Source organism: Streptomyces hiroshimensis (assembly GCF_014650335.1).
Taxonomy (GTDB): Bacteria; Actinomycetota; Actinomycetes; order Streptomycetales; family Streptomycetaceae; genus Streptomyces; species Streptomyces hiroshimensis.
Window position 1 is genome coordinate 1 of record NZ_BMUT01000010.1, and the last position, 19,430, is coordinate 19,430.

Consider the following 19,430-nt stretch of genomic DNA (forward strand, 5'->3'; position numbering starts at 1 on the left):
TCTCAAGGAACGGACGCTTCCTTTGTACTCACCCTCTCGGGCTTTCCTCCGGGCGCTTCCCTTCGGTATTTCGTGTTCCGACTCTATCAGATCGTTTTCCTTGCCGTTTCCGGCTCGAAATTCGTTTTCCGATCCCCGTCGGCGGGGTGTTCACTACTTTAGCGGCTTTCCCGTCCGGCTCCTAATCGAGCCGGTCGAGTCCGTCCGGCGTCATATTTCGGCACAGCAAAATATGACCCCGATCCGGGGCGACCTCGTAGGTAGTGAGTGGTGCCGCCCACCGGTCCGTGCACACGGCACGTCCGTCTCAAGCGGCTCGGGCTACGTTAGGGCCTCGGCGTCCGGGAGTCAAGCACCGGCCTGCCGCCCGGCCTTGTCGCGTCCTGCGCGGTGCCGCGGAACGTGTGCGCGGTACGGACTGACCGTCGGATCGCCGTCGGTCCAGAAGCGCCAGGGGTGGGCCGCCCCCTCGCCGCCCACGCCCGTGCGCGGGCCGTTGCGGATGCGGTCCGGGGAGACGGGGTGGCCGGCGAGGACGGAGAGCGGGGCGCCGGGACCGGCGCAGACGTCGGTGCCGTTCAGGCTGCGGTCGACACTCAGTGCCGTGGCCAGGCGGGCGGGGCCCTGCGCCAGCTCCCGGTCCTTGCGTGCCTTCGGGCGGCGTTCCCGGGCCAGGGCCTGTCCCTTGATCACTTCGCCCGCCCTGAGGAGGACGCCGCTCGCGGTGCCCTCCTCCCCGCAGACGAGGTTGAGGCTGAACCACATGCCGTAGATGAAGTAGACGTACGCGTGCCCCGGCGGTCCGAACATCGAGGCATTGCGCTCGGTCCGGCCGCGGTAGGCGTGCGAGCCGGGGTCCGCTTCGCCCGCGTACGCCTCGACCTCCGTGATGCGGACCTCGATCGGTCCGTCGGAGGTGGTGCGGACGAGGGTCCGGCCCAGCAGCTCGGGGGCGACCTCGAGGACGGGACGGTCGAAGAAGTCGCGGGCGATTGGCATACGGTCAGGCGCGGCGATCATGCCGATCGAGCGTAACGGACAAGAACGGAAGGACCTGCTCCGAATCAGTGGGGGCACGGGTCCGGTGAGGAGAGTCGCGGTCATGGGGTTCAAGAAGCTGCTGGCGAGCCTGGGCGCCGGGGGTGCCTCGGTGGAGACGGTGCTGTTCGAGGAGAACGTCGTCCCGGGCGGCATCGTCCAGGGTGAGGTGCGGATCCAGGGCGGTTCCGTCGCGCAGGAGATCCAGGGGCTGTCCATCGGGCTGCAGGCCCGCGTGGAGGTCGAGGGCGACGACAGCGAGTACAAGCAGGACGTGGAGTTCACCCGCATGCAGCTGGGCGGGGCGTTCACGGTGGAGGCCGGGGCGGTGCACTCCGTGCCGTTCGGGCTGGAGATCCCGTGGGAGACGCCGGTCACCACCTTCCTCGGGCGGCACCTGACGGGCATGGACGTCGGGGTGACGACGCACCTGGCGATCGCCCGCGCCGTCGACTCCAGCGACCTCGATCCGGTGAATGTGCACCCTCTGCCGGCGCAGCAGGCGATCCTGGACGCGTTCGGGCAGCTGGGCTTCGCGTTCAAGAGCGCCGACCTGGAGCGCGGCCACATCCGGGGGACGCGCCAGCGGCTGCCCTTCTACCAGGAGATCGAGTTCCGCGCCCCGGCTCAGTACCGGGGGCTGAACGAGGTCGAGCTGTCGTTCGTCGCGGACGACCGCGAGATGGACGTGGTGCTGGAGATGGACAAGAAGCCGGGGCTGTTCTCCGAGGGCAGCGACACCTACCGGTCGTTCACGGTCGACCTGCACGCGTACGGGCAGACGGACTGGGCGGCGTACCTCAACCAGTGGCTGGCCGAGGTCGGCGGCAAGCGCAACTGGCTCTGACCGTCGCATCCGGCTGCCGCCCGAGGGCCCGCGCCCACCGCGCACGGCCCGCCCCCGCCCATCGCGGTCACCCCAGCAGCACCGCCAGCGGTGACTCCTCCCCGGCCCAGTAGTCGACGGCGTCGCCGAAGATCGCCTCCGCCGTGCGGGCGTCCTTCGGTGCCGCCTTGCGGAAGGCCGTCCACTCCTCGGCGAGGACCAGATAGCCGCGTGCCTTGCCTTCCTCCCGCCACCACGAGAGGTCGGTGAGGCAGTCGGCGAGGGCGTCCCAGTTGCGGCCGAACCACTCGGGGAACTCCAGGTCGGTGGCGCACCGGTCCAGGAAGGCGGTCTTGGTGGTGACTCCGCCGAGGCGCAGGGTGGCTCCGCGCCAGTCGGCCTCGGCGGCGAGCGACACGACGCGCGGCGTGGTGTCGGCGGGGGGCAGCCGGTAGACGCCGGGCGGGGTCGCGCCGAGGAGGAGTCCGGTGAGTCCGGGGGCGGGCAGCAGGTCGGTCATGGCTGTACCACCGCTTCGAAGGTCTCGTAGTGGTCGCTGGTGTAGAAGCGCTCGGCGTGGCTGCCGGCGATGATGCGGCGGGCGCCGCGGTTGCGGGAGCCGGGGGTGGGGACGGTGTACTCGTGGTAGTAGCCGCGGGCCTGCTTCGGCAGCCGGTTCTCGTAGTTGCCGAAGACGGTGCCGTCCTTGTCGTACGGGAAGGGCCCGCCCTTGTCGATGAGGTCGAGGGTCTTGCGGGCCTCGGGCGGCAGCTTCTCCCGGGCGACGGTCTTCATGCCGCGGGCCCACGAGGGAGCGGGCGGCGCGGCGGTCGAGGCTCCGCCTCCCGCGCCCTTCTTGCCGCCCCCGTCGGAGGAGGAAGAGCAGGCGGGCAGGAGGAGCAGGGGGAGGGCCGCGAGGAGGACGGTCAGGGTGCGCAGGGCGCGGCCGGCCGGTCGTCCGATGGGGCCAAACTGTCGAAGCACGCTTCGTATGGTCTCAGCCGGAGGCTCTGAGGGCTCGTTAGGCTGGCGTCTTCAGTGATCCGCAGCATTCCGCGCGTTACAGGAGGCACAGAGGTGTCCGAGCAGAAGCGACGGCCGCTCCCCCACGATTTCCATCCGCCGGTGCCCTCGTTCACGGTGGTGAGCGACGATCTGACGGATGGTGGGACGCTCGGCCGGGAGCAGGTCCACAGCGGCGGGAACGTCTCTCCGCACCTGCGCTGGGAGGGTTTCCCCGCAGGCACGAAGAGCTTCGCGGTGACGTGCTACGACCCGGACGCGCCGACGGGCAGCGGGTTCTGGCACTGGGTGCTGTTCGACATCCCGGCCTCGGTGACGGAGCTGCCGGCGGGTGCGGGCAGCGGGGATATGAAGGGCCTGCCGGCGGGCGTGGTGCACGCACGCAACGACTACGGCACGCGGGACTTCGGCGGAGCCGCTCCGCCGGCGGGCGACGGGCCGCACCGCTACGTGTTCACGGTGTACGCCGTGGACGGGGAGAAGCTCGGCCCGGACGCGGACGCGTCACCGGCCGTGGTGGGCTTCCACCTGCGGTTCCATGCGCTGGGGCGGGGTCAGCTGATCGGCGAGTACGAGGTGCCGGCCGCGGGCTGAGGCCCCTTCACGGGCCCGCTGCAGGCCCGTACCGGCGTGGTGCACCCGGAAATTCCGTTGCGCCCCGCCGCCCTTGAATCGCACAGTGGTGCATGGCTGACGGCTCCGCATAGGCCGTCGGGCAGTGGACACCGCAGTGGCGGGGGCGGCGGGGCGCAGTTGCGTCCGCGGTCTGCCGGAGCCGGGCTGCGTGCCGGGCGACCGCGTCCGCTGCCGTCGCTCCGGGCCCTGTTCGTCACGGGGGAAGGGCCCGGAGCGTCGCCCTCGTCCCTCCGCCCGCCGGTGCCTCCTGCCGCACCGGCACTCCGCCTGCTCTACCTCCCCAACTCCCTTCTGTCGCACCGAAATTACGTTGTCCGTCGTACGAGGTCAGCGGCACAGTTGGGCCATCTCCGCCGCCGGGGCGGGGTGTGCCGGGAGGTGACCGGGATGCGGGAGACGTTGGTCCTCAATGCGAGCTTCGAGCCGTTGGCGACGGTGTCGCTGCGGCGTGCGGTGGTGCTCGTCCTGCAGGGCAAGGCCGTCGTCGAGCAGGCCCGCCCCGGGCGCCGGATGCGAGGTGCGGCGGTCGACGTACCCGTGCCCCAGGTGATCAGGCTCTGCCGGTACGTACGGGTGCCGTTCCGAAGACGGGCGCCCTGGTCGCGGAGGGGGGTGCTGGTGCGGGACAGGCACCGGTGCGCGTACTGCGGGCGGCGGGCCACGACGGTGGACCACGTGGTGCCCCGGTCGCGCGGCGGCGAGGACAGCTGGCTGAACACGGTCGCGGCGTGTGCGGAGGACAACCACCGCAAGGCGGACCGTACGCCGGAGCAGGCGGGGATGCCGCTGCTGAGCCTGCCGTTCGAGCCCACTCCGGCGGAGTCGCTGCTGCTGGCCACGGGGGCGTTCGGCGCTCCCGGCCGCCGCAGCTCCGCGGCCTAGCGCAGCGCCGTACGGCCGCTAGCGCAGCACCATCTGCACGATGGCCACGACGCCCACGGCGACGATGACGCCGCGCAGCGCCGTGGGCGAGAGGCGGCGGCCGACCTTGGCGCCTATCTGACCGCCGAGGGTCGAGCCGGCGGCGACGAGCAGGGCGGCGGTCCAGTCGACGTGGGCGACGCAGACGAAGAAGAGTGCCGCGACGCCGTTGACGATGACGGCCAGCAGGTTCTTGAGGGCGTTGATGCGCTGGAGGTCGTCGCGCAGGAGCAGGCCCATGAGGGAGAGGTAGAGGACTCCCTGGGCCGCGCCGAAGTAGCCGCCGTAAGCGCTGGCGAGCAGCAGGCCGGCGAGGAGGGCGGGGCCGCCGTCGGTGTGCTCGCCCTCGGTGCCGTTGCGTTCGCGGCGGCGGGCGAGAGCCTTGGCGAGCCGGGGCTGGAGGACGACGAGGACCAGGGCGATGCCGATGAGGGCGGGCACGATGGCGTCGAACGCCTTCGAGGGCAGGGCGAGCAGCAGGACGGCTCCGGCGAGGCCGCCGACGAGTGCGGTGAGGCCGAGGCGGACGGCGCGGGCGCGCTGGCCGCGGAGTTCACGCCGGTAGCCGAGGGTTCCGCTGATGTTGCCGGTGACCAGGCCGATGGTGTTGGAGACGTTGGCGGTCACCGGCGGCAGGCCGACGGCGAGGAGCACCGGGAAGGTGAACAGGGTGCCGGAGCCGACGATGGTGTTGATGGTGCCCGCGCCGATGCCGGCGGCGAAGACCGCGAGTGCTTCCCAGATGGACAAGGCCATCTCCTTCATGATCAGGGTGTCGCCTCCCCGCCGTGGAAGGTCGGGGGGCCTTTCTGATCATGCAGGAGGGAGGGGGCGCCGGTCGAGGGTGGCCGTCAGTCGATGCCCGGCTGCTCGCGGCGCGGGGGCTCCTTGGGGGACTTGGGCGACTTGGGCGCCCCGCCCATGGGGCCGAGGCTGCCGACGGCGCCGCTGAGGCCCTTGAGGGCGTCACCGATCTCGCTGGGCACGATCCAGAGCTTGTTGGCATCGCCTTCGGCGATCTTCGGGAGCATCTGGAGGTACTGGTAGGCGAGGAGCTTCTCGTCGGCATCGCCGGCGTGGATGGACTCGAAGACCGTACGGATGGCCTGGGCCTCGCCCTCGGCGCGCAGGGCGGCGGCCCGGGCCTCACCTTCGGCGCGCAGGATCGCGGACTGCTTCTCGCCCTCGGCAGTGAGGATCTGCGACTGGCGGATGCCCTCGGCGGTGAGGATCGCGGCGCGCTTGTCACGGTCGGCGCGCATCTGCTTCTCCATCGAGTCCTGGATGGAGGTCGGGGGCTCGATGGCCTTGAGCTCGACGCGGTTGACGCGGATGCCCCACTTGCCGGTGGCCTCGTCGAGGACGCCGCGGAGGGCGGCGTTGATCTCCTCGCGGGAGGTGAGGGTCCGCTCCAGATCCATGCCACCGATGATGTTGCGCAGGGTGGTGACGGTGAGCTGCTCGATGGCCTGGATGAAGCTGGAGACCTCGTAGGTGGCGGCGCGGGCGTCGGTCACCTGGTAGTAGATGACGGTGTCGATGTTGACGACCAGGTTGTCCTGGGTGATCACCGGCTGCGGGGGGAACGGCACGACCTGCTCGCGCAGGTCGATGCGGTTGCGGATGGAGTCGATGAAGGGGACGACGATGTTCAGGCCGGCGTTGAGGGTGCGGGTGTAGCGGCCGAAGCGTTCCACGATGGCGGCGCTGGCCTGCGGAATGACCTGCACCGTCTTCATGAGGGCGATGAAGACGAGCACCACCAAGATGATCAGGACGATGATGATCGGTTCCATCGGGGCTCCCCGTGCCGCTGGTCGTTGATCGGGTCGATCGGGTGGACCGGGTTGATCCAGTTCGAGTCTTTCAGAACGCGGTGCCGCCGTGCAGGCGTTGACTCCACTTCACGGAGATCGCTTCCTCCGGGATCGCTCCCCCGGAGATCGCCGTCACGGACACCGCGTCACATCACAATGGCCGTGGCGCCCTCGATCTCGACGACGTCGACGTGCTCACCGGCCTCGAACGTGCGCTCGGAGTCGAGTGCGCGGGCCGACCAGATCTCGCCGGCGAGCTTGATGCGGCCGCCGCTGCCGTCGACCCGCTCCAGGACGACGGCCTGCCGTCCCTTGAGGGCCTCCACGCCGCTCGCCAGTTCGGGCCGCTGGGCGCGGTGCCGCATGGCGACCGGGCGCACGACGGCGATGAGGGCGACCGAGACGGCGGCGAAGACGATGAACTGCGCCACGGCGCCCGCACCGAGCGCATTGGTCACGGCGGCGGCGACGGCGCCGAGCGCGAGCATGCCGAACTCGGGCATCGCGGTCACCACCAGCGGGATGCCCAGTCCGACGGCGGCCACCAGCCACCACACCCATGTGTCCACAAGGTCATGGTAGGCGCGGCGACCGCCCCGGGACAGGGTGCCCGGCGGCCGGGCATCCCGGTCGGGCACCCCGGCCGGGCACCCCGGTCGCGGATCCGTCGCGGATCCGCCGCGGGTCAGGAGAGCGGCAGGCCCTGGGCCGTCCAGCGGTCGCCCCTACGCTCGACGACCAGCGGGAGGCCGAAGCAGTGGGAGAGGTTGCGGGAGGTGAGCTCCAGCTCGACGGGGCCGGCGGCCAGCACCTTGCCCTGACGGATCATCAGCACGTGGGTGAAGCCCGCGGGGATCTCCTCGACATGGTGGGTGACCATGATCATCGACGGGGCGAGCGGGTCGCGGGCGAGCCGGCCGAGGCGGCGTACGAGGTCCTCGCGGCCGCCGAGGTCGAGGCCCGCGGCGGGCTCGTCGAGGAGCAGCAGCTCGGGGTCGGTCATCATCGCGCGGGCGATGAGGGTGCGCTTGCGCTCGCCCTCGGAGAGGGTGCCGAACTTGCGCTCCAGCAGGTCCGTCATGCCGAGGACGTCGAGGAAGGCGCGGGCGCGCTGCTCGTCGACCTCCTCGTAGCTCTCCTGCCAGGTGGCCGTCATGCCGTAGGCGGCGGTGAGGACCGTCTCCAGGACGGTCTGGCTGCGCGGCAGCTTGTCGGCGAGGGCGATGCCCGCCACGCCGATGCGCGGGCGCAGCTCGAAGACGTCGACCGCGCCGAGCTTCTCGCCCAGGACCTTGACCGTGCCCGTGGTCGGGAAGAGGTAGCTGGAGGCGACATTCAGGAGGGTGGTCTTGCCGGCGCCGTTGGGGCCGAGGATGACCCAGCGCTCCCCCTCCTTGACCGACCAGGAGACCTGGTCCACCAGAGCCCGGCCCTCGCGGACCACGGATACGTCCACCAGTTCCAGCACTTCGCTCATGAGCGCGTTGTCTCCCATTGCAGTCTCGTCGTCGCGGCGCCGGTAAGCGCAGCCCCCAGGGAAAACCTACGCCACCCGCCGGGGGCGCCAGTCCTTAGGCTGGTGGCCATGCTCGATGAACATCGCTCAGGACGGCTCACCGCCTGGGGAAATGCCCTTATTGCGGGGTTTGCCGCACCTGATGACGCCGCGCACCACATCACCGGGGATGACGCGGTCCACCGCGTCACCGGCCTGCCAGGTGAATCCGGACCCGTCGGCCTGACGCTCGCGCTCGGCCGGCTGCGGGCTCTCGGGGCGACCGGGCTGCGCCTCGCCCTGCCGGCCCCCGGCCACCCGCTGGGCCTCAGCGGCCCGCCGGAGTTCAATGCGCGCGCTCTGGAGGCCGGGGAGGCGGTCGTCGCCACGGGGGCCGCCCTGGGGCTCGTACCGGAGGTCTACGAGGCCGGGCCGGCAGGCGACGTGCACGTCGAGGTCGTCTGGCACTGCCTGCCCGTACGGGATGCGCCGCCGGCGGACGTGCCCTCGCTCGGGGAGGCCGAGCGGGAGCTCGCGGAGGCGCTGCGGGACGCCACGGAGGTGCTCACCCGGTTGGACGTGGCGGGGTCGGGGCCGGTGGCGCAGGCAGCACTGGAGGCGTACCGGGCGCGGGCCGAGCGCGGCCGGGAAGTGCTGGCGCCGGGGTATCCGCCGCGGGCGGTGCGCGTGCTGGAGCTGGCGCAGCGCGTGGGGGCGCTGATCGCGATCGCGCACGAGCCGGGGGACGGCGGCGGCCGGGAGCACGGGGCCGCGGTGAGCGCCTCGGAGATAGCGGCCCGGGCGCAGGCGCTGCGGCCGGTGGAGCGGACGGCGCGGCGAGCCCAGGTGGCGGCGTACAACGCGATCGTGGAGGAGCGGGCCCGGAAGCGGCACTGAGGCGGTGGTCACCGACCGTGCGGGAAGGCCCCGCGGACCTGAGGTTCGCGGGGCCTTGCCGTCGCACCTGAACGGGTCAGTGGCGCCCGTTGTGGCCGTCCCACTTGTCGTGGCCACCGTCGTGCCTGTCGTGGCCGCCGTCGTGCCGGTCATGGCCACCCCAGTGACCGTGGTGGCCCTCACGGTGGCTGTGGAACTCGTCCCACCCGCCGCTGGAGTTGATGCAGGTGTTCCCGAAGGTCGGGTTGAGCAGGCCGATGATGATGTCGATGGTGTTGCCGCAGATGTTCAGCGGCACCTGGATCGGGACCTGGATGACGTTGCCGGAGACGACGCCCGGCGAGCCCTTGGCGACGCCGTTGGCGATGGCGCCCCCGGGGTGGTGACGGTGCTCTTGCACCGAACGGCCGCCACCGTGGTCGTGAGCGGACGCGACGCCCACGGTGGAACCGACGGCGAGCCCCGTGACCGCCAGGGCGAGAGCCGCTTTCTTGGCACTGTTCATGGTGAGGGTCTTCCTTCTGCTGACATTCTCGGCGGCCCCAGCCGCGGGGTCGCGTAGTGATGAACGCCAGCGCACCGCCGACGGCACGGCCATCGGCGGTGTTGCCCTCGTTCGGACGATTGATCGCCCGCACCTGCCCGGGCTATGAAGGGCGCGCCGGGCAGGCGGGATGCGCCGGTACTACTTGTTGATGCAGAAGTTGCCGGCGGCCGGGTTGAGCAGGCCCACCACGTTGATGGTGTTGCCGCAGAGGTTGGTGGCGACCTTGACCGGAACCTGGACGACGTTGCCGGAGGCGACACCCGGGGAGTTCTTCGCCGTGCCGTCGGCCTGGGCGTGCGCAGAGGCGGCACCGGCACCGGCGAGGGCGAGACCGCCGGCGGCGATGGTGATGACTGCGGCCTTCTTCATGTTCTTCACTCTTCTTATGACCTTCCTAGGGCGTTGCCACGGCCAGCCGCCGCGGTACGCCATGGAGAACGGGCCGCGGCCATTCGGGTTGCGGGGCCGGGGCGACCACCACACGGTCGTATGAATCTCTGATCAGAACGCGACGTTCCGCTTTGCCGCGAGACCCTTCCGGTCAAGCTCCGATCCCATGTCGGACGGCCCACAGCGCCGCCTGCGTCCGGTCGGAGAGATCCAGCTTCATCAGAATGTTCGACACGTGGGTCTTGACGGTCTTCTCCGAGAGCACCAGCGCCCGGGCGATCTCCCGGTTCGAGCGGCCGTCCGCGATCAGCGCCAGCACCTCGCGCTCCCGCTCGGTCAGCGCGTTGCCCCGCCCCTGGCCGCCGCCCCCGGCCTCCTCCTGCGACAGCAGCGCCCCGGCCACCTCGGGCTGCAGCAGGACGTGGCCCGCGTGCACCGACCGGATCGCACCCGCCAGGGCGTCGGGGTCCACGTCCTTGTAGACGTAGCCCGCAGCCCCCGCGCGCAGGGCGGGGATGACCGTGCGCTGCTCGGTGAAGCTGGTGACGATCAGCACCCGTGCGGGGTTCTCCAGCTCCCGCAGCCGGCGCAGCGCCTCGATCCCGTCCGTCCCGGGCATCTTCACGTCCATGAGGACGACGTCCGGGCGCAGCTCCTCCGTACGCTCGACGCCCTCCGCGCCGTCCGCCGCCTCGCCCACCACCTCGATGTCGTCCTGGACCTCCAGGAAGGTGCGCAGGCCCCTGCGGACCACCTGGTGGTCGTCCACCAGCACCACCCGGATCACGCCTTCAGCCACCGGGCACCTCCATCTCGATCGCGGTGCCCATCCCGGGCTCCGAGGTAACGGTCAGACTGCCGCCGACGCCGCTCGCGCGGTCCCGCATCGACACGAGGCCCAGGTGGCGGCCCGCCCGGCGGACGGCCTCGGGCTCGAAGCCGCAGCCGTCGTCGGCGACGCACAGCGCCGCCCCCTGGCCCGCCCGGGTGAGGGTGACCTGGACGCGGCCCGCTCCGGAGTGGCGCAGGGCATTGTGCAGGGCCTCCTGGGCCACGCGCAGCAGCGCCTCCTCCTGGGCCGCCGGCAGGGCCCGTATGCCGTGGGAGGCGAAGGTGACCTTGGCGGTGTGGGCCCGGTCGAGGACCTGGACCTGGGTGCGCAGGGTCGCGACGAGGCCGTCCTCGTCCAGCCCTGCGGGCCGCAGCTCCACCACCGCGGCCCGCAGCTCGTCGGTGGCCTCCGCGGCGAGCCGGGCGGCCTCGTGCAGCTCCTCCTTGGCGCGGGCGGGGTCGCGGTCGACGAGCGCGGCGGCGGCCTGGGCGGTCAGCCGCAGCGAGAAGAGCTTCTGGGCGACGGCGTCGTGCAGCTCGTGGGAGAGGCGGGCGCGCTCCTCGGCGATGGTCAGCTCGCGGCTGCGCTCGTAGAGGCGGGCGTTGGTGAGGGCTATGGCCGCGTGCTGGGCGAGCACGCTCAGCAGCTCCTCGTCCTCCGCGGTGAAGCCGCAGGTGGGGCCGGCCTCCTCAAGGCCGCAGGGCGGCTCGCCGGTGCGCACGGGGCGCTTCTTGTTCGCGAGGAAGAGGGCGCCGAGGACCTCGTCGCCGTCGGCGATCGGCATGCCGATGAAGTCGTGCATGTCGGGGTGGGCGGCGGGCCAGCCGCCGAAGCGGGGGTCCGAGCGGACGTCGGCGAGGCGCTCGGGGGTCGCCTGCTGGATCATCGCGGCGAGGACGCCGTGCTGGCGGGGCAAGGGGCCGATGGCCTTCCACTGCTCGTCGCTCACGCCGTCCACGACGAACTGGGCGAAGCCGCCGTGGTCGTCCGGGACGCCGAGGGCCGCGTAGCGGGCGTCCAGCAGTTCCCGGGCGGAGCAGACGATCGTCTTGAGGACGTCGTGCACCTGCAGGTGTCTGCTCATGGCGAGGAGCGCGGTGCTCACGGCGGTGAGGCCGGAGCGGGGGCCGGTGGTCATGGCATCACCGTATCGAGGCCTCCGGGGCGCGGGATCGGACCGGCGGAGGCCGGGCCTGAGTCGTTCGGCTTAGGCCGGTGGTCCTGTTGTGCCCACCTCGTCTCCTGGGCATGTACCCCTCATGTCTATACCAACCCAGTGGACGCCCACCCACGGTGAGCCCTTCCGGCCCGTGCCCTACCGGCCCCCCCGGATGCCCCTGCAGGAGTCGCTCGCCCGCGCCGCGGAGCTGCGCGAGCGGATGGACGGGCGGCGGACGGTGCGGCAGTTCTCCGCCGACCCGGTGCCGGAGCAGGTGGTCCGGGACGCCGTCGCGTGCGCGGCCACCGCGCCCTCCGGTGCGCACCAGCAGCCGTGGACCTTCGTCCTGGTGAAGGACCCCGAGGTGCGGCGGCGCATCCGTGCCGCCGCGGAAGAGGAGGAGCAGCTCTCGTACGCGGGCCGGCTGGGCGAGGAGTGGCTGGCGGCGCTGCGGCCGCTGGGCACGGACGAGGTCAAGCCGCACCTGACGGACGCGCCCGCGCTGATCGTGGTCTTCCAGCAGCGGTACTGGCTCGGCGAGGGCGGGGAGAAGCGCAAGCACTACTACGTGGACGAGTCGGTCGGCATCGCGGTCGGGATGCTGCTGTCCGCGCTGCACCTGTCGGGGCTCGCCGCCCTGGTGCACACGCCGAGCCCGATGCGGTTCCTGTCCGAGGTGCTGGGCCGTCCGGTGAACGAGAAGGCGTTCGCGGTGATCCCCGTCGGCTATCCGGCCGACGACTGCCAGGTGCCCGACCTGGTGCGCAAGAGCCTTGATCAGGTGCTGGTGGAGGTCTGAGCCCGAAGCGGGCACGCTGCGTACGGAATCGGTCGCACCGGGCGACGGGAGCGCTCGCCCGGTGTGACGCCGCGCATAGGACGCACGTCACCTACGACCTCGCCTAGTGGGCGCATAAAACCGGCGTAAGCGGGTGGCAGGGGCCCTTTTGACCTTCCCTTCGCCCCTCCCCGCAGCACCCTCGGCAACGAAGCCGGATAGTACGTCACACCTTTGCCACAGCATTTTGCGGCCGCTAAGAATTGCCCCCGTTGCACGGCGCCGTCGATCGAGACGCGGCGCTTTTCGCGCCGATCCGGGCCACTGCGACTTGAAGCGATCAGAAGAGGTTCAGCACACACATGCGCTCCCCCATCTCTGGCTATAGCCGCCTGACCAAGGTCCAGAAGTTCACCGCCGCCGGCGTCTCCGCCGCGGCCGTCGCCGCCCTCGCCGTCGCCGCGATCCCGGGCTCGGCCGACTCGGACAAGCAGTCCATCGCCGTGAAGCCCGTCGCGTGGAGCACGGAGGCCTTCGGCGTCCAGGACCAGCAGGAGCAGATCGGCAAGCAGGCCGACAACGCCGCCAAGCTGGCGAAGGCCCAGGCCGAGGCCAAGAAGAAGGCGGACGCCGAGGCCGCCGCCAAGGCGAAGGCCGACAAGGAGCGCGCCGAGAAGGAGGCCGCGAGCCGTTCCGAGGAGCGCAAGCCGGTCCAGGCCGCGCCCGCCGCCCCGGCTCCGAAGACCTACGCCAACAACCTTGACGGCTGGATCAAGGAAGCCCTGGACATCATGAAGGCCAAGGGCATCCCGGGTTCCTACAACGGCATCTACCGCAACATCATGCGGGAGTCGACCGGCAACCCGAACGCCATCAACAACTGGGACTCCAACGCCGCCAAGGGCATACCCTCCAAGGGCCTGCTCCAGGTGATCGACCCGACCTTCAAGGCGTACCACGTCGAGGGCACGTCCTGGAACATCTACGACCCGGTCGCCAACATCACCGCCGCCTGCAACTACGCGGCCAAGGTGTACGGCTCGATGGACAACGTGAACTCCGCCTACTAAGAGCGGGAACGCGGACAGCGACATACGCCGAAGGGCGGCACCCCATGCGGGTGCCGCCCTTCGGCGCGTACGGAACGAGGCGTGCGACTACTTGCGCATGACCTCCGGCTCGTGGCGGCGCAGCAAACGTGCGACTGCGAAGCCACAGGCGACGCCGATGACGATCAGGGCCACGATGTCGATGCCCCACTGGGTGGCGGTGTGCTCCCAGAGCGGGTCGAGCTTCGGCGGCCGGCTCTTGTCGAACGGGGCCATGACGTGCGAGAGGTCCAGCGTGGTGCCGGCGCCTGCGATGGCCCAGCGGGCCGGCATCAGCCAGGCGACCTGCTCGACGCCGGGCGAGTCGTAGATCTTGAACAGGATGCCGGTGAAGACGACCTGGACGATGGCGAACATGACCAGCAGCGGCATGGTCTTCTCGGCGGTCTTCACCAGTGCGGAGATGACGAGGCCGATCATCATGCAGGTGAAGCCGAGGGCGATGATCACCAGGCAGAGCTCCAGGGCGGGCGCCGCCTTGAAGACCAGGCCGCTCTCCGGCAGCTTGCGGACCGAGAAGCCGATGGCGCAGATGAGGGCGCCCTGCACCGCGGTGATCAGGCCGAGGACGACCACCTTGGACATCAGGTAGGCGGAGCGGGAGAGGCCGACGGCCCGTTCCCGTTCGTAGATCACCCGCTCCTTGATCAGCTCACGGACGGAGTTGGCGGCGCCGGAGAAGCACATGCCGACCGCGAGGATCAGCATGATCGTGCCGGCGTCCTGGTTGAAGTGGCCCTTGCTGGCGGGGCCGAGGCCGAAGTCGGACGGGATCACCGTGCTGACCCCGCCGAGGACGGCCGGGAGGATCAGCATCAGCGCCATGAAGCCGCGGTCCGAGGCGATGACGGAGGCGTAGCGGCGCATCAGCGTCCACAGCTGGGAGCCCCAGCTCTGGGCCTTCGGCGGGCGCACCATCTGCGGCTGGACGTGCACCGACTGCGGGGCGACGGCGTCGATGTCGGCGGCGTACATCTGGTAGTGCTGCGAGCCGCGCCAGCGGCCCGACCAGTCGTAGTCGCGGTAGTTCTCGAAGGCCGAGAAGACGTCCGCCCAGGTCTCGTAGCCGAAGAAGTTGAGCGCTTCCTCCGGGGGGCCGAAGTAGGCGACGGAGCCGCCGGGGGCCATGACGAGCAGCTTGTCGCAGAGCGCGAGCTCGGCGACGGAGTGGGTGACCACCAGGACCGTGCGGCCGTCGTCCGCGAGGCCGCGCAGCAGCTGCATGACATCGCGGTCCATGCCCGGGTCGAGGCCGGAGGTGGGCTCGTCCAGGAAGATCAGCGAGGGCTTGGTCAGCAGCTCCAGGGCCACCGAGACGCGCTTTCGCTGGCCGCCGGAGAGGGCGGTGACCTTCTTGTCCTTGTGGACGTCGAGCTTGAGCTCGCGCAGGACCTCGTCTATCCGGGCCTCGCGCTCGGAGGCCGCGGTGTCGCCGGGGAAGCGGAGCTTGGCGGCGTAGCGCAGCGCCTTCCGGACGGTGAGCTCCTTGTGCAGGATGTCGTCCTGCGGGACCAGACCGATGCGCTGGCGCAGCTCGGCGAACTGCTTGTAGAGATTCCGGTTGTCGTAGAGGACGTCGCCCTCGTTGGCGGGCCGGTAGCCGGTGAGCGCCTTGAGGAGGGTGGACTTGCCGGAGCCGGAGGGGCCGATGACGGCGATGAGCGACTTCTCGGGGACGCCGAAGGAGACGTCCTTGAGGATCTGCTTGCCGCCCTCGACGGTGACCGTCAGGTGGCGGGCGGAGAAGGAGACGTCGCCGGTGTCGACGAACTCCTCCAGCCGGTCGCCGACCAGGCGGAAGGTGGAGTGACCGACACCGACGATGTCGTTGGGGCCGATGATCTGCTGGCGGACCGGCTGACCGTTGACGTAGGTGCCGTTGTGGCTGCCGAGGTCGACGATCTCGAAGCGGCCGTCGCCGGTGGAGCGGAACTCGGCGTGGTGCCGGGAGACCTGGAGGTCGGAGACGACCAGCTCGTTCTCCAGGGCGCGACCGATGCGCATCGTGCCGCGGCCGACGGCCATCTGGTGGAAGCTCGTCGGGCTGCGGTCGCCGTAGACGGGCGGGGCGCCGCCCTGCGAGGGCGTGCCGCCGTGCGACGGGGGCTGGTGCGCGCCGGGCCCCGGCTGCTGGGGGACGTACGCCTGCTGCTGGGGCTGCTGCCAGCCGCCCTGCTGCGGGTGCTGCTGCGGCTGCTGGTACTGCCCCTGCTGCTGCCAGGCGCCGGGCTGCTGGTGCTGCGGCGGCTGGTGGGGCGTCTGCTGCGGCGGAGCCTGGTGCAGCGGCGCGGCCATGGCGGTCTGCGCGCTGTAGAGGTCCGCGGCCGGGACGCCGACCCCGGCGCCGGCGGCACCGGCGGTCAGGTTCAGCCGCGGGCCGTCCGTCGCATTGCCCAGGTGCACCGTCGAGCCGGGGCCGATCTCCATGTGATGGATCCGCTGGCCCTGCACGTACGTGCCGTTGGTGCTGCCGTGGTCCTCGATGACCCAACTGCGGCCCTCCCACCGTACGGTGGCGTGCCGCCACGAGACGCGGGCGTCCTGCAGCACCATGTCACCCTGCGGATCCCGCCCGAGGGTGTAGGACCTGGACGGATCGAGCGTCCAGGTCTGTCCATTCAATTCCAGTACGAGTTCCGGCACTCCATGCCCCACTACTTGTCCCCCGATGAGCCCCCTGCATCAGGGAGTCTAGGGATGGCGAACATCGGGAGGAACTATTTCAGGCACAGTCCCCGAACCGAAAGTCGGGGATTGCCGCGACCGTGTAACAGGCGCCGTTGACCGATCCGAAACATACCCTGAGAGTGGTTACCGCCATGGATACGTACGGATCATGCGCATCCGGGCAATAGCCCGGCTGCAGACCGGCACGGGGGGCCGTGATGACCGTGGACGGGGGCGGGCGCGCAGTGCGTCCGGCGGAGCTGTTGCTGACTTCGATTGCGGCTGTGAGCTGGTCTTTTCTGGCCATGGCGGGGATTGCGGCGCTCGGGCTGCATCTGCTCGGCGCGGATACGGCGGGCGCGCTGGGGCCGATGACCGCGGCCGCCGTCGTGCTCGCCGTAGGCGGATCACTCACGCCTTCGGGCGATATTGAAGCATTCGGCCTGAAGGGCGCCGGGGCGCACACTGCCATCGATATCGCGCCACTGGGAGTGAGCCTGGCGGGCGCCCTGTTGCTGGGAATGATCTTTGCACGATCGTTGCGCAAGGCCGGTGCCACGATCGGCGCCGGAGAGCTTGCGGCCCGGGCCGCCACGGTGGTCGTACTCTTCCTCTTCCTGCTCGGCGGCCTCGCCTGGGCCGGGGAGGACTCGATCACCCTCGACGGCAGCAGCCTGGGCCTGGGCGGAGGCGGGGGCGGGGGCGGCCCCAAGCTGGTGATCCCGGGGGTCGGCGACATCGGGGACATCGCGGGCGGGCTGCCGGACCGGCTCGCCGGCCTGGCCGACGCCAAGGCCGCCGTCGGCTTCAGCGTGCGGACCGGGCCCTCGCTGCTCGGGGGCGCCGCCTGGGTCCTGGGCGTCCTGCTGATCGCGGTGCTGGGCGCGCGCCGGGCACCGCTCCCCCGCGGCTGGCAGGCGCTGCACCGGGGGCTGCGCCCGGCGGTCTCGGCGCTGTGCACGGTGCTGGTGCTCGCGGTGGCGGCGGGCCTGGCCGCCGCGGCGTACGCGGCCTCGGGCGACGACCAGCCCAAGCGGGTGCTCGGCGCCGCGCTGCTCGGGGCGCCCAACGGGGTGTTCCTCGCAGTGCCGCTGGGGCTCTTCGTCTCCTGGCGCGGTACGGCCACGGGCGCACTGACCAAGGTGCTGCCCTCCCCGCTGGACGAGCTGCTCAGCGCGCGGGCCGATGAGCCGGTCACGCTGGGGCGGCTGGCGGAGCTGGAGGGGACGGTGTGGCTGCTGGCCGTGGCCTGTGCGCTGATGATGCTGGGCGTCGGGGTGCTCACCGCGGTCCGTGCGCCGCGGGAGGGCCTGGGCCCCACGGCGTTCGCCGCGCGCTGCGCCGTGGCACTGGGCACGGCCACGGCCCTGGCCCTGCCGCTGCTGGTGCTCGCGACCCGGGTGAAGGCGGACGCCAGCCTGTCGGTGCTGGGCTTCGACGCCTTCGGGGCGGGCCTGGAGCTGCGCGGCAACGCCCCGATGGCGCTGGCCCTCGGCGCCGCGTGGGGCGCCGCCGCCGGTGCGGTCGGAGGCCTCCTCGCGTGTGCGACCGGCACGGCGGGGCGGCGGGCGGCGGCCTTCGGGCGCCCGGAGACCGCCGCTGCGGCCCACCCCGCCGGGGCGGCGCCGCCCGGGCCGTACCGTCCCTCGCCGGGGCCGCCCGGGCAGGACGACGCCAACCCCTACCGGCGCCCCGCACGGGACGACACCAACCCGTACAAGCGCCCGCTCTTCGGCCCGCGGCCCGACGACCCCTCCAGCGCTCCGACGCAGACGGGCCGGCCGCTGCCGCCGCCCCGGCGCCCCCGGAGCAGCGGATACCGCTACGGGGCGCCGCCGCCGGAGGAACCGCCGCCTCCGCCGCCCGGGCCGCCGCCATGGCAGCGTTGACCGCGGTTCACGCGGCGTAGGCCGTGTCTTCGCCGTCCGCTCCCCGGGACACCTGTACGTATCGCGCGTGGGGCCCGATACGGTAAGAGGACCATGAGTGCATCGCAGACCTCGACTGCCACCCCCGTCCCCGGCGACGACGAGCCGACTCTCCTCGTCAAGATCTTCGGGAAGGACCGGCCGGGCATCACCGCCGGCCTGTTCGACACGCTCGCCGCGTACGCCGTCGACGTCGTCGACATCGAGCAGGTCGTCACCCGGGGTCGGATCACGCTGTGCGCGCTGGTGACGGCGCCGGAGGGCGGCGGGCACGGCGAGGGCGAGCTGCGCGCCACGGTGCACAGCTGGGCCGAGTCGATGCACATGCAGGCCGAGATCATCTCAGGCCGGGGCGACAACCGCCCGCGCGGCACCGGCCGTTCCCACGTCACGGTGCTGGGCCACCCGCTCACCGCCGAGTCGACGGCCGCCATCGCGGCGCGGATCACCGGCACGGGCGGCAACATCGACCGCATCTTCCGCCTCGCCAAGTACCCCGTGACCGCCGTGGAATTCGCGGTGTCCGGCACGGAGACCGAGGCGCTGCGCACCGCACTCGCCCTGGAGGCGCACGAGCGTGGGGTCGACGTGGCGGTCGTGGCGGCGGGTCTGCAGCGGCGGGCCCAGCGGCTGATCGTGATGGACGTCGACTCCACGCTGATCCAGGACGAGGTCATCGAGCTGTTCGCGGCGCACGCGGGCTGCGAGGCCGAGGTCGCGGAGGTGACCGCGCGGGCGATGCGCGGCGAGCTGGACTTCGAGGAGTCGCTGCACGCCCGGGTGGCGCTGCTGGCGGGCCTGGACGAGTCCGTCGTGGACAAGGTGCGGGCGGAGGTGCGGCTGACGCCGGGCGCCCGGACGCTGATCCGCACGCTCAAGCGGCTCGGCTATCAGGTGGGCGTGGTCTCCGGCGGGTTCACCCAGGTCACCGACGACCTGCAGGAGCGGCTCGGGCTGGACTTCGCCTCGGCGAACACCCTGGAGATCGTCGACGGCCGGCTGACCGGGCGGGTGACCGGCGAGATCGTGGACCGGGCGGGCAAGGCCCGGCTGCTGCGGCGGTTCGCCGCCGAGGCGGGGGTGCCGCTCGCGCAGACCGTGGCCATCGGCGACGGCGCGAACGACCTCGACATGCTCAATGCGGCGGGGCTGGGCGTGGCCTTCAACGCCAAGCCGGTGGTGCGCCAGGCGGCGCACACGGCCGTGAACGTCCCGTTCCTGGACACGGTGCTCTACCTGCTGGGTGTCACCCGCGAAGAGGTCGAGGCGGCGAACACCCACGAGTAGCCTCCGGCGGATCTCTGTGCCTGCCGGCGCCGGTGGCACCACGGCTGCGAGGTCCGCGACGGCGAGGGTCCGGCGGAGTG

Annotated in this window: 20 protein-coding genes; 8 read left to right on the forward strand and 12 right to left on the reverse strand. The window is 71.6% G+C overall.

From position 1 onward, the window contains the following. Positions 1-348: 348 nt before the first annotated feature. Positions 349-1,020, reverse strand: coding sequence for a DNA-3-methyladenine glycosylase (locus IE241_RS21990; RefSeq protein ID WP_190023526.1), 672 nt, complete (start codon positions 1,018-1,020; stop codon positions 349-351). 82 nt (positions 1,021-1,102) lie between these two features. On the opposite strand from IE241_RS21990, the gene IE241_RS21995 reads away from it, so the two are divergent. Next, the gene (locus IE241_RS21995; RefSeq protein ID WP_190023527.1) at positions 1,103-1,885 is read left to right on the forward strand and encodes a sporulation protein; all 783 of its coding nucleotides are present in this window, start codon (positions 1,103-1,105) and stop codon (positions 1,883-1,885) included. Positions 1,886-1,952: 67 nt separating this feature from the next. Here IE241_RS21995 and IE241_RS22000 read toward each other — a convergent pair whose 3' ends face one another. Then, positions 1,953-2,384, reverse strand: coding sequence for a barstar family protein (locus IE241_RS22000; protein ID WP_190023528.1), 432 nt, complete (start codon positions 2,382-2,384; stop codon positions 1,953-1,955). Continuing rightward, entirely contained in the window at positions 2,381-2,848 is a 468-nt protein-coding gene (locus tag IE241_RS22005; RefSeq protein WP_229899637.1) for a guanyl-specific ribonuclease, read from the reverse strand. The genes IE241_RS22000 and IE241_RS22005 overlap by 4 nt, the downstream gene beginning before the upstream one ends. A 93-nt stretch (positions 2,849-2,941) precedes the next feature. On the opposite strand from IE241_RS22005, the gene IE241_RS22010 reads away from it, so the two are divergent. Both IE241_RS22010 and IE241_RS22015 read left to right on the forward strand, forming a co-directional pair. Then, positions 2,942-3,481, forward strand: a complete 540-nt coding sequence (locus tag IE241_RS22010) for a YbhB/YbcL family Raf kinase inhibitor-like protein (RefSeq protein WP_190023529.1) — start codon at positions 2,942-2,944, stop codon at positions 3,479-3,481. A 429-nt stretch (positions 3,482-3,910) separates the two neighbouring features. Next, positions 3,911-4,405, forward strand: coding sequence for an HNH endonuclease (locus IE241_RS22015; protein WP_190023530.1), 495 nt, complete (start codon positions 3,911-3,913; stop codon positions 4,403-4,405). 18 nt (positions 4,406-4,423) lie between these two features. Here the strand turns inward: IE241_RS22015 and IE241_RS22020 are convergent, their stop codons facing one another. The 4 genes from IE241_RS22020 to IE241_RS22035 form a co-directional block, all read right to left on the reverse strand. Then, complete coding sequence (locus IE241_RS22020) at positions 4,424-5,194, reverse strand: sulfite exporter TauE/SafE family protein (protein WP_190023531.1); 771 nt, start codon at positions 5,192-5,194, stop codon at positions 4,424-4,426. Positions 5,195-5,295: 101 nt separating this feature from the next. Continuing rightward, complete coding sequence (locus IE241_RS22025) at positions 5,296-6,240, reverse strand: SPFH domain-containing protein (protein ID WP_190023532.1); 945 nt, start codon at positions 6,238-6,240, stop codon at positions 5,296-5,298. Between the two features lie 167 nt (positions 6,241-6,407). Beyond that, positions 6,408-6,830: an NfeD family protein gene (locus tag IE241_RS22030; RefSeq protein ID WP_229899639.1), complete on the reverse strand. Its 423-nt coding sequence runs from the start codon at positions 6,828-6,830 to the stop codon at positions 6,408-6,410. 116 nt (positions 6,831-6,946) lie between these two features. Continuing rightward, a complete protein-coding gene (locus IE241_RS22035; RefSeq protein ID WP_190023533.1) occupies positions 6,947-7,756 on the reverse strand; it encodes an ABC transporter ATP-binding protein in 810 nt (269 codons plus the stop codon). Between the two features lie 90 nt (positions 7,757-7,846). On the opposite strand from IE241_RS22035, the gene IE241_RS22040 reads away from it, so the two are divergent. Continuing rightward, positions 7,847-8,653 (forward strand): Rv1486c family protein, encoded by an 807-nt coding sequence (locus IE241_RS22040; RefSeq protein ID WP_190023534.1) that lies wholly within the window; start codon positions 7,847-7,849, stop codon positions 8,651-8,653. A 76-nt stretch (positions 8,654-8,729) separates the two neighbouring features. Here IE241_RS22040 and IE241_RS22045 read toward each other — a convergent pair whose 3' ends face one another. The 4 genes from IE241_RS22045 to IE241_RS22060 all read right to left on the reverse strand — a co-directional run bounded on the left by IE241_RS22045 (position 8,730) and on the right by IE241_RS22060 (position 11,560). Next, the gene (locus tag IE241_RS22045) at positions 8,730-9,158 is read right to left on the reverse strand and encodes a chaplin (RefSeq protein ID WP_190023535.1); all 429 of its coding nucleotides are present in this window, start codon (positions 9,156-9,158) and stop codon (positions 8,730-8,732) included. 180 nt (positions 9,159-9,338) lie between these two features. Next, entirely contained in the window at positions 9,339-9,578 is a 240-nt protein-coding gene (locus IE241_RS22050; RefSeq protein WP_229899641.1) for a chaplin, read from the reverse strand. Positions 9,579-9,741: 163 nt separating this feature from the next. Further along, on the reverse strand, positions 9,742-10,389 hold the full coding sequence (locus tag IE241_RS22055) for a response regulator (protein ID WP_190023537.1): 648 nt from the start codon (positions 10,387-10,389) through the stop codon (positions 9,742-9,744). Then, a complete protein-coding gene (locus tag IE241_RS22060) occupies positions 10,382-11,560 on the reverse strand; it encodes a GAF domain-containing sensor histidine kinase (protein ID WP_190023538.1) in 1,179 nt (392 codons plus the stop codon). The genes IE241_RS22055 and IE241_RS22060 overlap by 8 nt, the downstream gene beginning before the upstream one ends. Positions 11,561-11,681: 121 nt before the next feature. Here IE241_RS22060 and IE241_RS22065 point away from each other — a divergent pair, with 121 nt between their 5' ends. Both IE241_RS22065 and IE241_RS22070 read left to right on the forward strand, forming a co-directional pair. Further along, positions 11,682-12,380 (forward strand): nitroreductase family protein, encoded by a 699-nt coding sequence (locus IE241_RS22065; RefSeq protein ID WP_190023539.1) that lies wholly within the window; start codon positions 11,682-11,684, stop codon positions 12,378-12,380. 341 nt (positions 12,381-12,721) lie between these two features. Then, complete coding sequence (locus IE241_RS22070; protein WP_190023540.1) at positions 12,722-13,429, forward strand: transglycosylase SLT domain-containing protein; 708 nt, start codon at positions 12,722-12,724, stop codon at positions 13,427-13,429. A gap of 87 nt (positions 13,430-13,516) precedes the next feature. Here IE241_RS22070 and IE241_RS22075 read toward each other — a convergent pair whose 3' ends face one another. Continuing rightward, a complete protein-coding gene (locus IE241_RS22075; RefSeq protein ID WP_190023541.1) occupies positions 13,517-16,123 on the reverse strand; it encodes an ABC transporter ATP-binding protein/permease in 2,607 nt (868 codons plus the stop codon). A 230-nt stretch (positions 16,124-16,353) separates the two neighbouring features. On the opposite strand from IE241_RS22075, the gene IE241_RS22080 reads away from it, so the two are divergent. Both IE241_RS22080 and serB read left to right on the forward strand, forming a co-directional pair. Next, complete coding sequence (locus IE241_RS22080) at positions 16,354-18,024, forward strand: streptophobe family protein (RefSeq protein ID WP_190023542.1); 1,671 nt, start codon at positions 16,354-16,356, stop codon at positions 18,022-18,024. A 93-nt stretch (positions 18,025-18,117) separates the two neighbouring features. After that, the gene (gene serB / locus IE241_RS22085) at positions 18,118-19,350 is read left to right on the forward strand and encodes a phosphoserine phosphatase SerB (RefSeq protein ID WP_190023543.1); all 1,233 of its coding nucleotides are present in this window, start codon (positions 18,118-18,120) and stop codon (positions 19,348-19,350) included. Positions 19,351-19,430 lie beyond the last annotated feature (80 nt).

What these genes read in the sequence shown, in the direction of transcription:
- IE241_RS22025 (WP_190023532.1), bottom strand. Translation starts at nt 6,240, where the DNA reads ATGGAACCGATCATCATCGTCCTGATCATCTTGGTGGTGCTCGTCTTC.
- serB (WP_190023543.1), top strand. Translation starts at nt 18,118, where the DNA reads ATGAGTGCATCGCAGACCTCGACTGCCACCCCCGTCCCCGGCGACGAC.
- IE241_RS22035 (WP_190023533.1), bottom strand. Translation starts at nt 7,756, where the DNA reads ATGGGAGACAACGCGCTCATGAGCGAAGTGCTGGAACTGGTGGACGTA.
- IE241_RS22065 (WP_190023539.1), top strand. Translation starts at nt 11,682, where the DNA reads ATGTCTATACCAACCCAGTGGACGCCCACCCACGGTGAGCCCTTCCGG.
- IE241_RS22080 (WP_190023542.1), top strand. Translation starts at nt 16,354, where the DNA reads ATGACCGTGGACGGGGGCGGGCGCGCAGTGCGTCCGGCGGAGCTGTTG.
- IE241_RS22070 (WP_190023540.1), top strand. Translation starts at nt 12,722, where the DNA reads ATGCGCTCCCCCATCTCTGGCTATAGCCGCCTGACCAAGGTCCAGAAG.
- IE241_RS21995 (WP_190023527.1), top strand. Translation starts at nt 1,103, where the DNA reads ATGGGGTTCAAGAAGCTGCTGGCGAGCCTGGGCGCCGGGGGTGCCTCG.
- IE241_RS22015 (WP_190023530.1), top strand. Translation starts at nt 3,911, where the DNA reads ATGCGGGAGACGTTGGTCCTCAATGCGAGCTTCGAGCCGTTGGCGACG.
- IE241_RS22060 (WP_190023538.1), bottom strand. Translation starts at nt 11,560, where the DNA reads ATGACCACCGGCCCCCGCTCCGGCCTCACCGCCGTGAGCACCGCGCTC.
- IE241_RS21990 (WP_190023526.1), bottom strand. Translation starts at nt 1,020, where the DNA reads ATGATCGCCGCGCCTGACCGTATGCCAATCGCCCGCGACTTCTTCGAC.
- IE241_RS22000 (WP_190023528.1), bottom strand. Translation starts at nt 2,384, where the DNA reads ATGACCGACCTGCTGCCCGCCCCCGGACTCACCGGACTCCTCCTCGGC.
- IE241_RS22045 (WP_190023535.1), bottom strand. Translation starts at nt 9,158, where the DNA reads ATGAACAGTGCCAAGAAAGCGGCTCTCGCCCTGGCGGTCACGGGGCTC.
- IE241_RS22040 (WP_190023534.1), top strand. Translation starts at nt 7,847, where the DNA reads ATGCTCGATGAACATCGCTCAGGACGGCTCACCGCCTGGGGAAATGCC.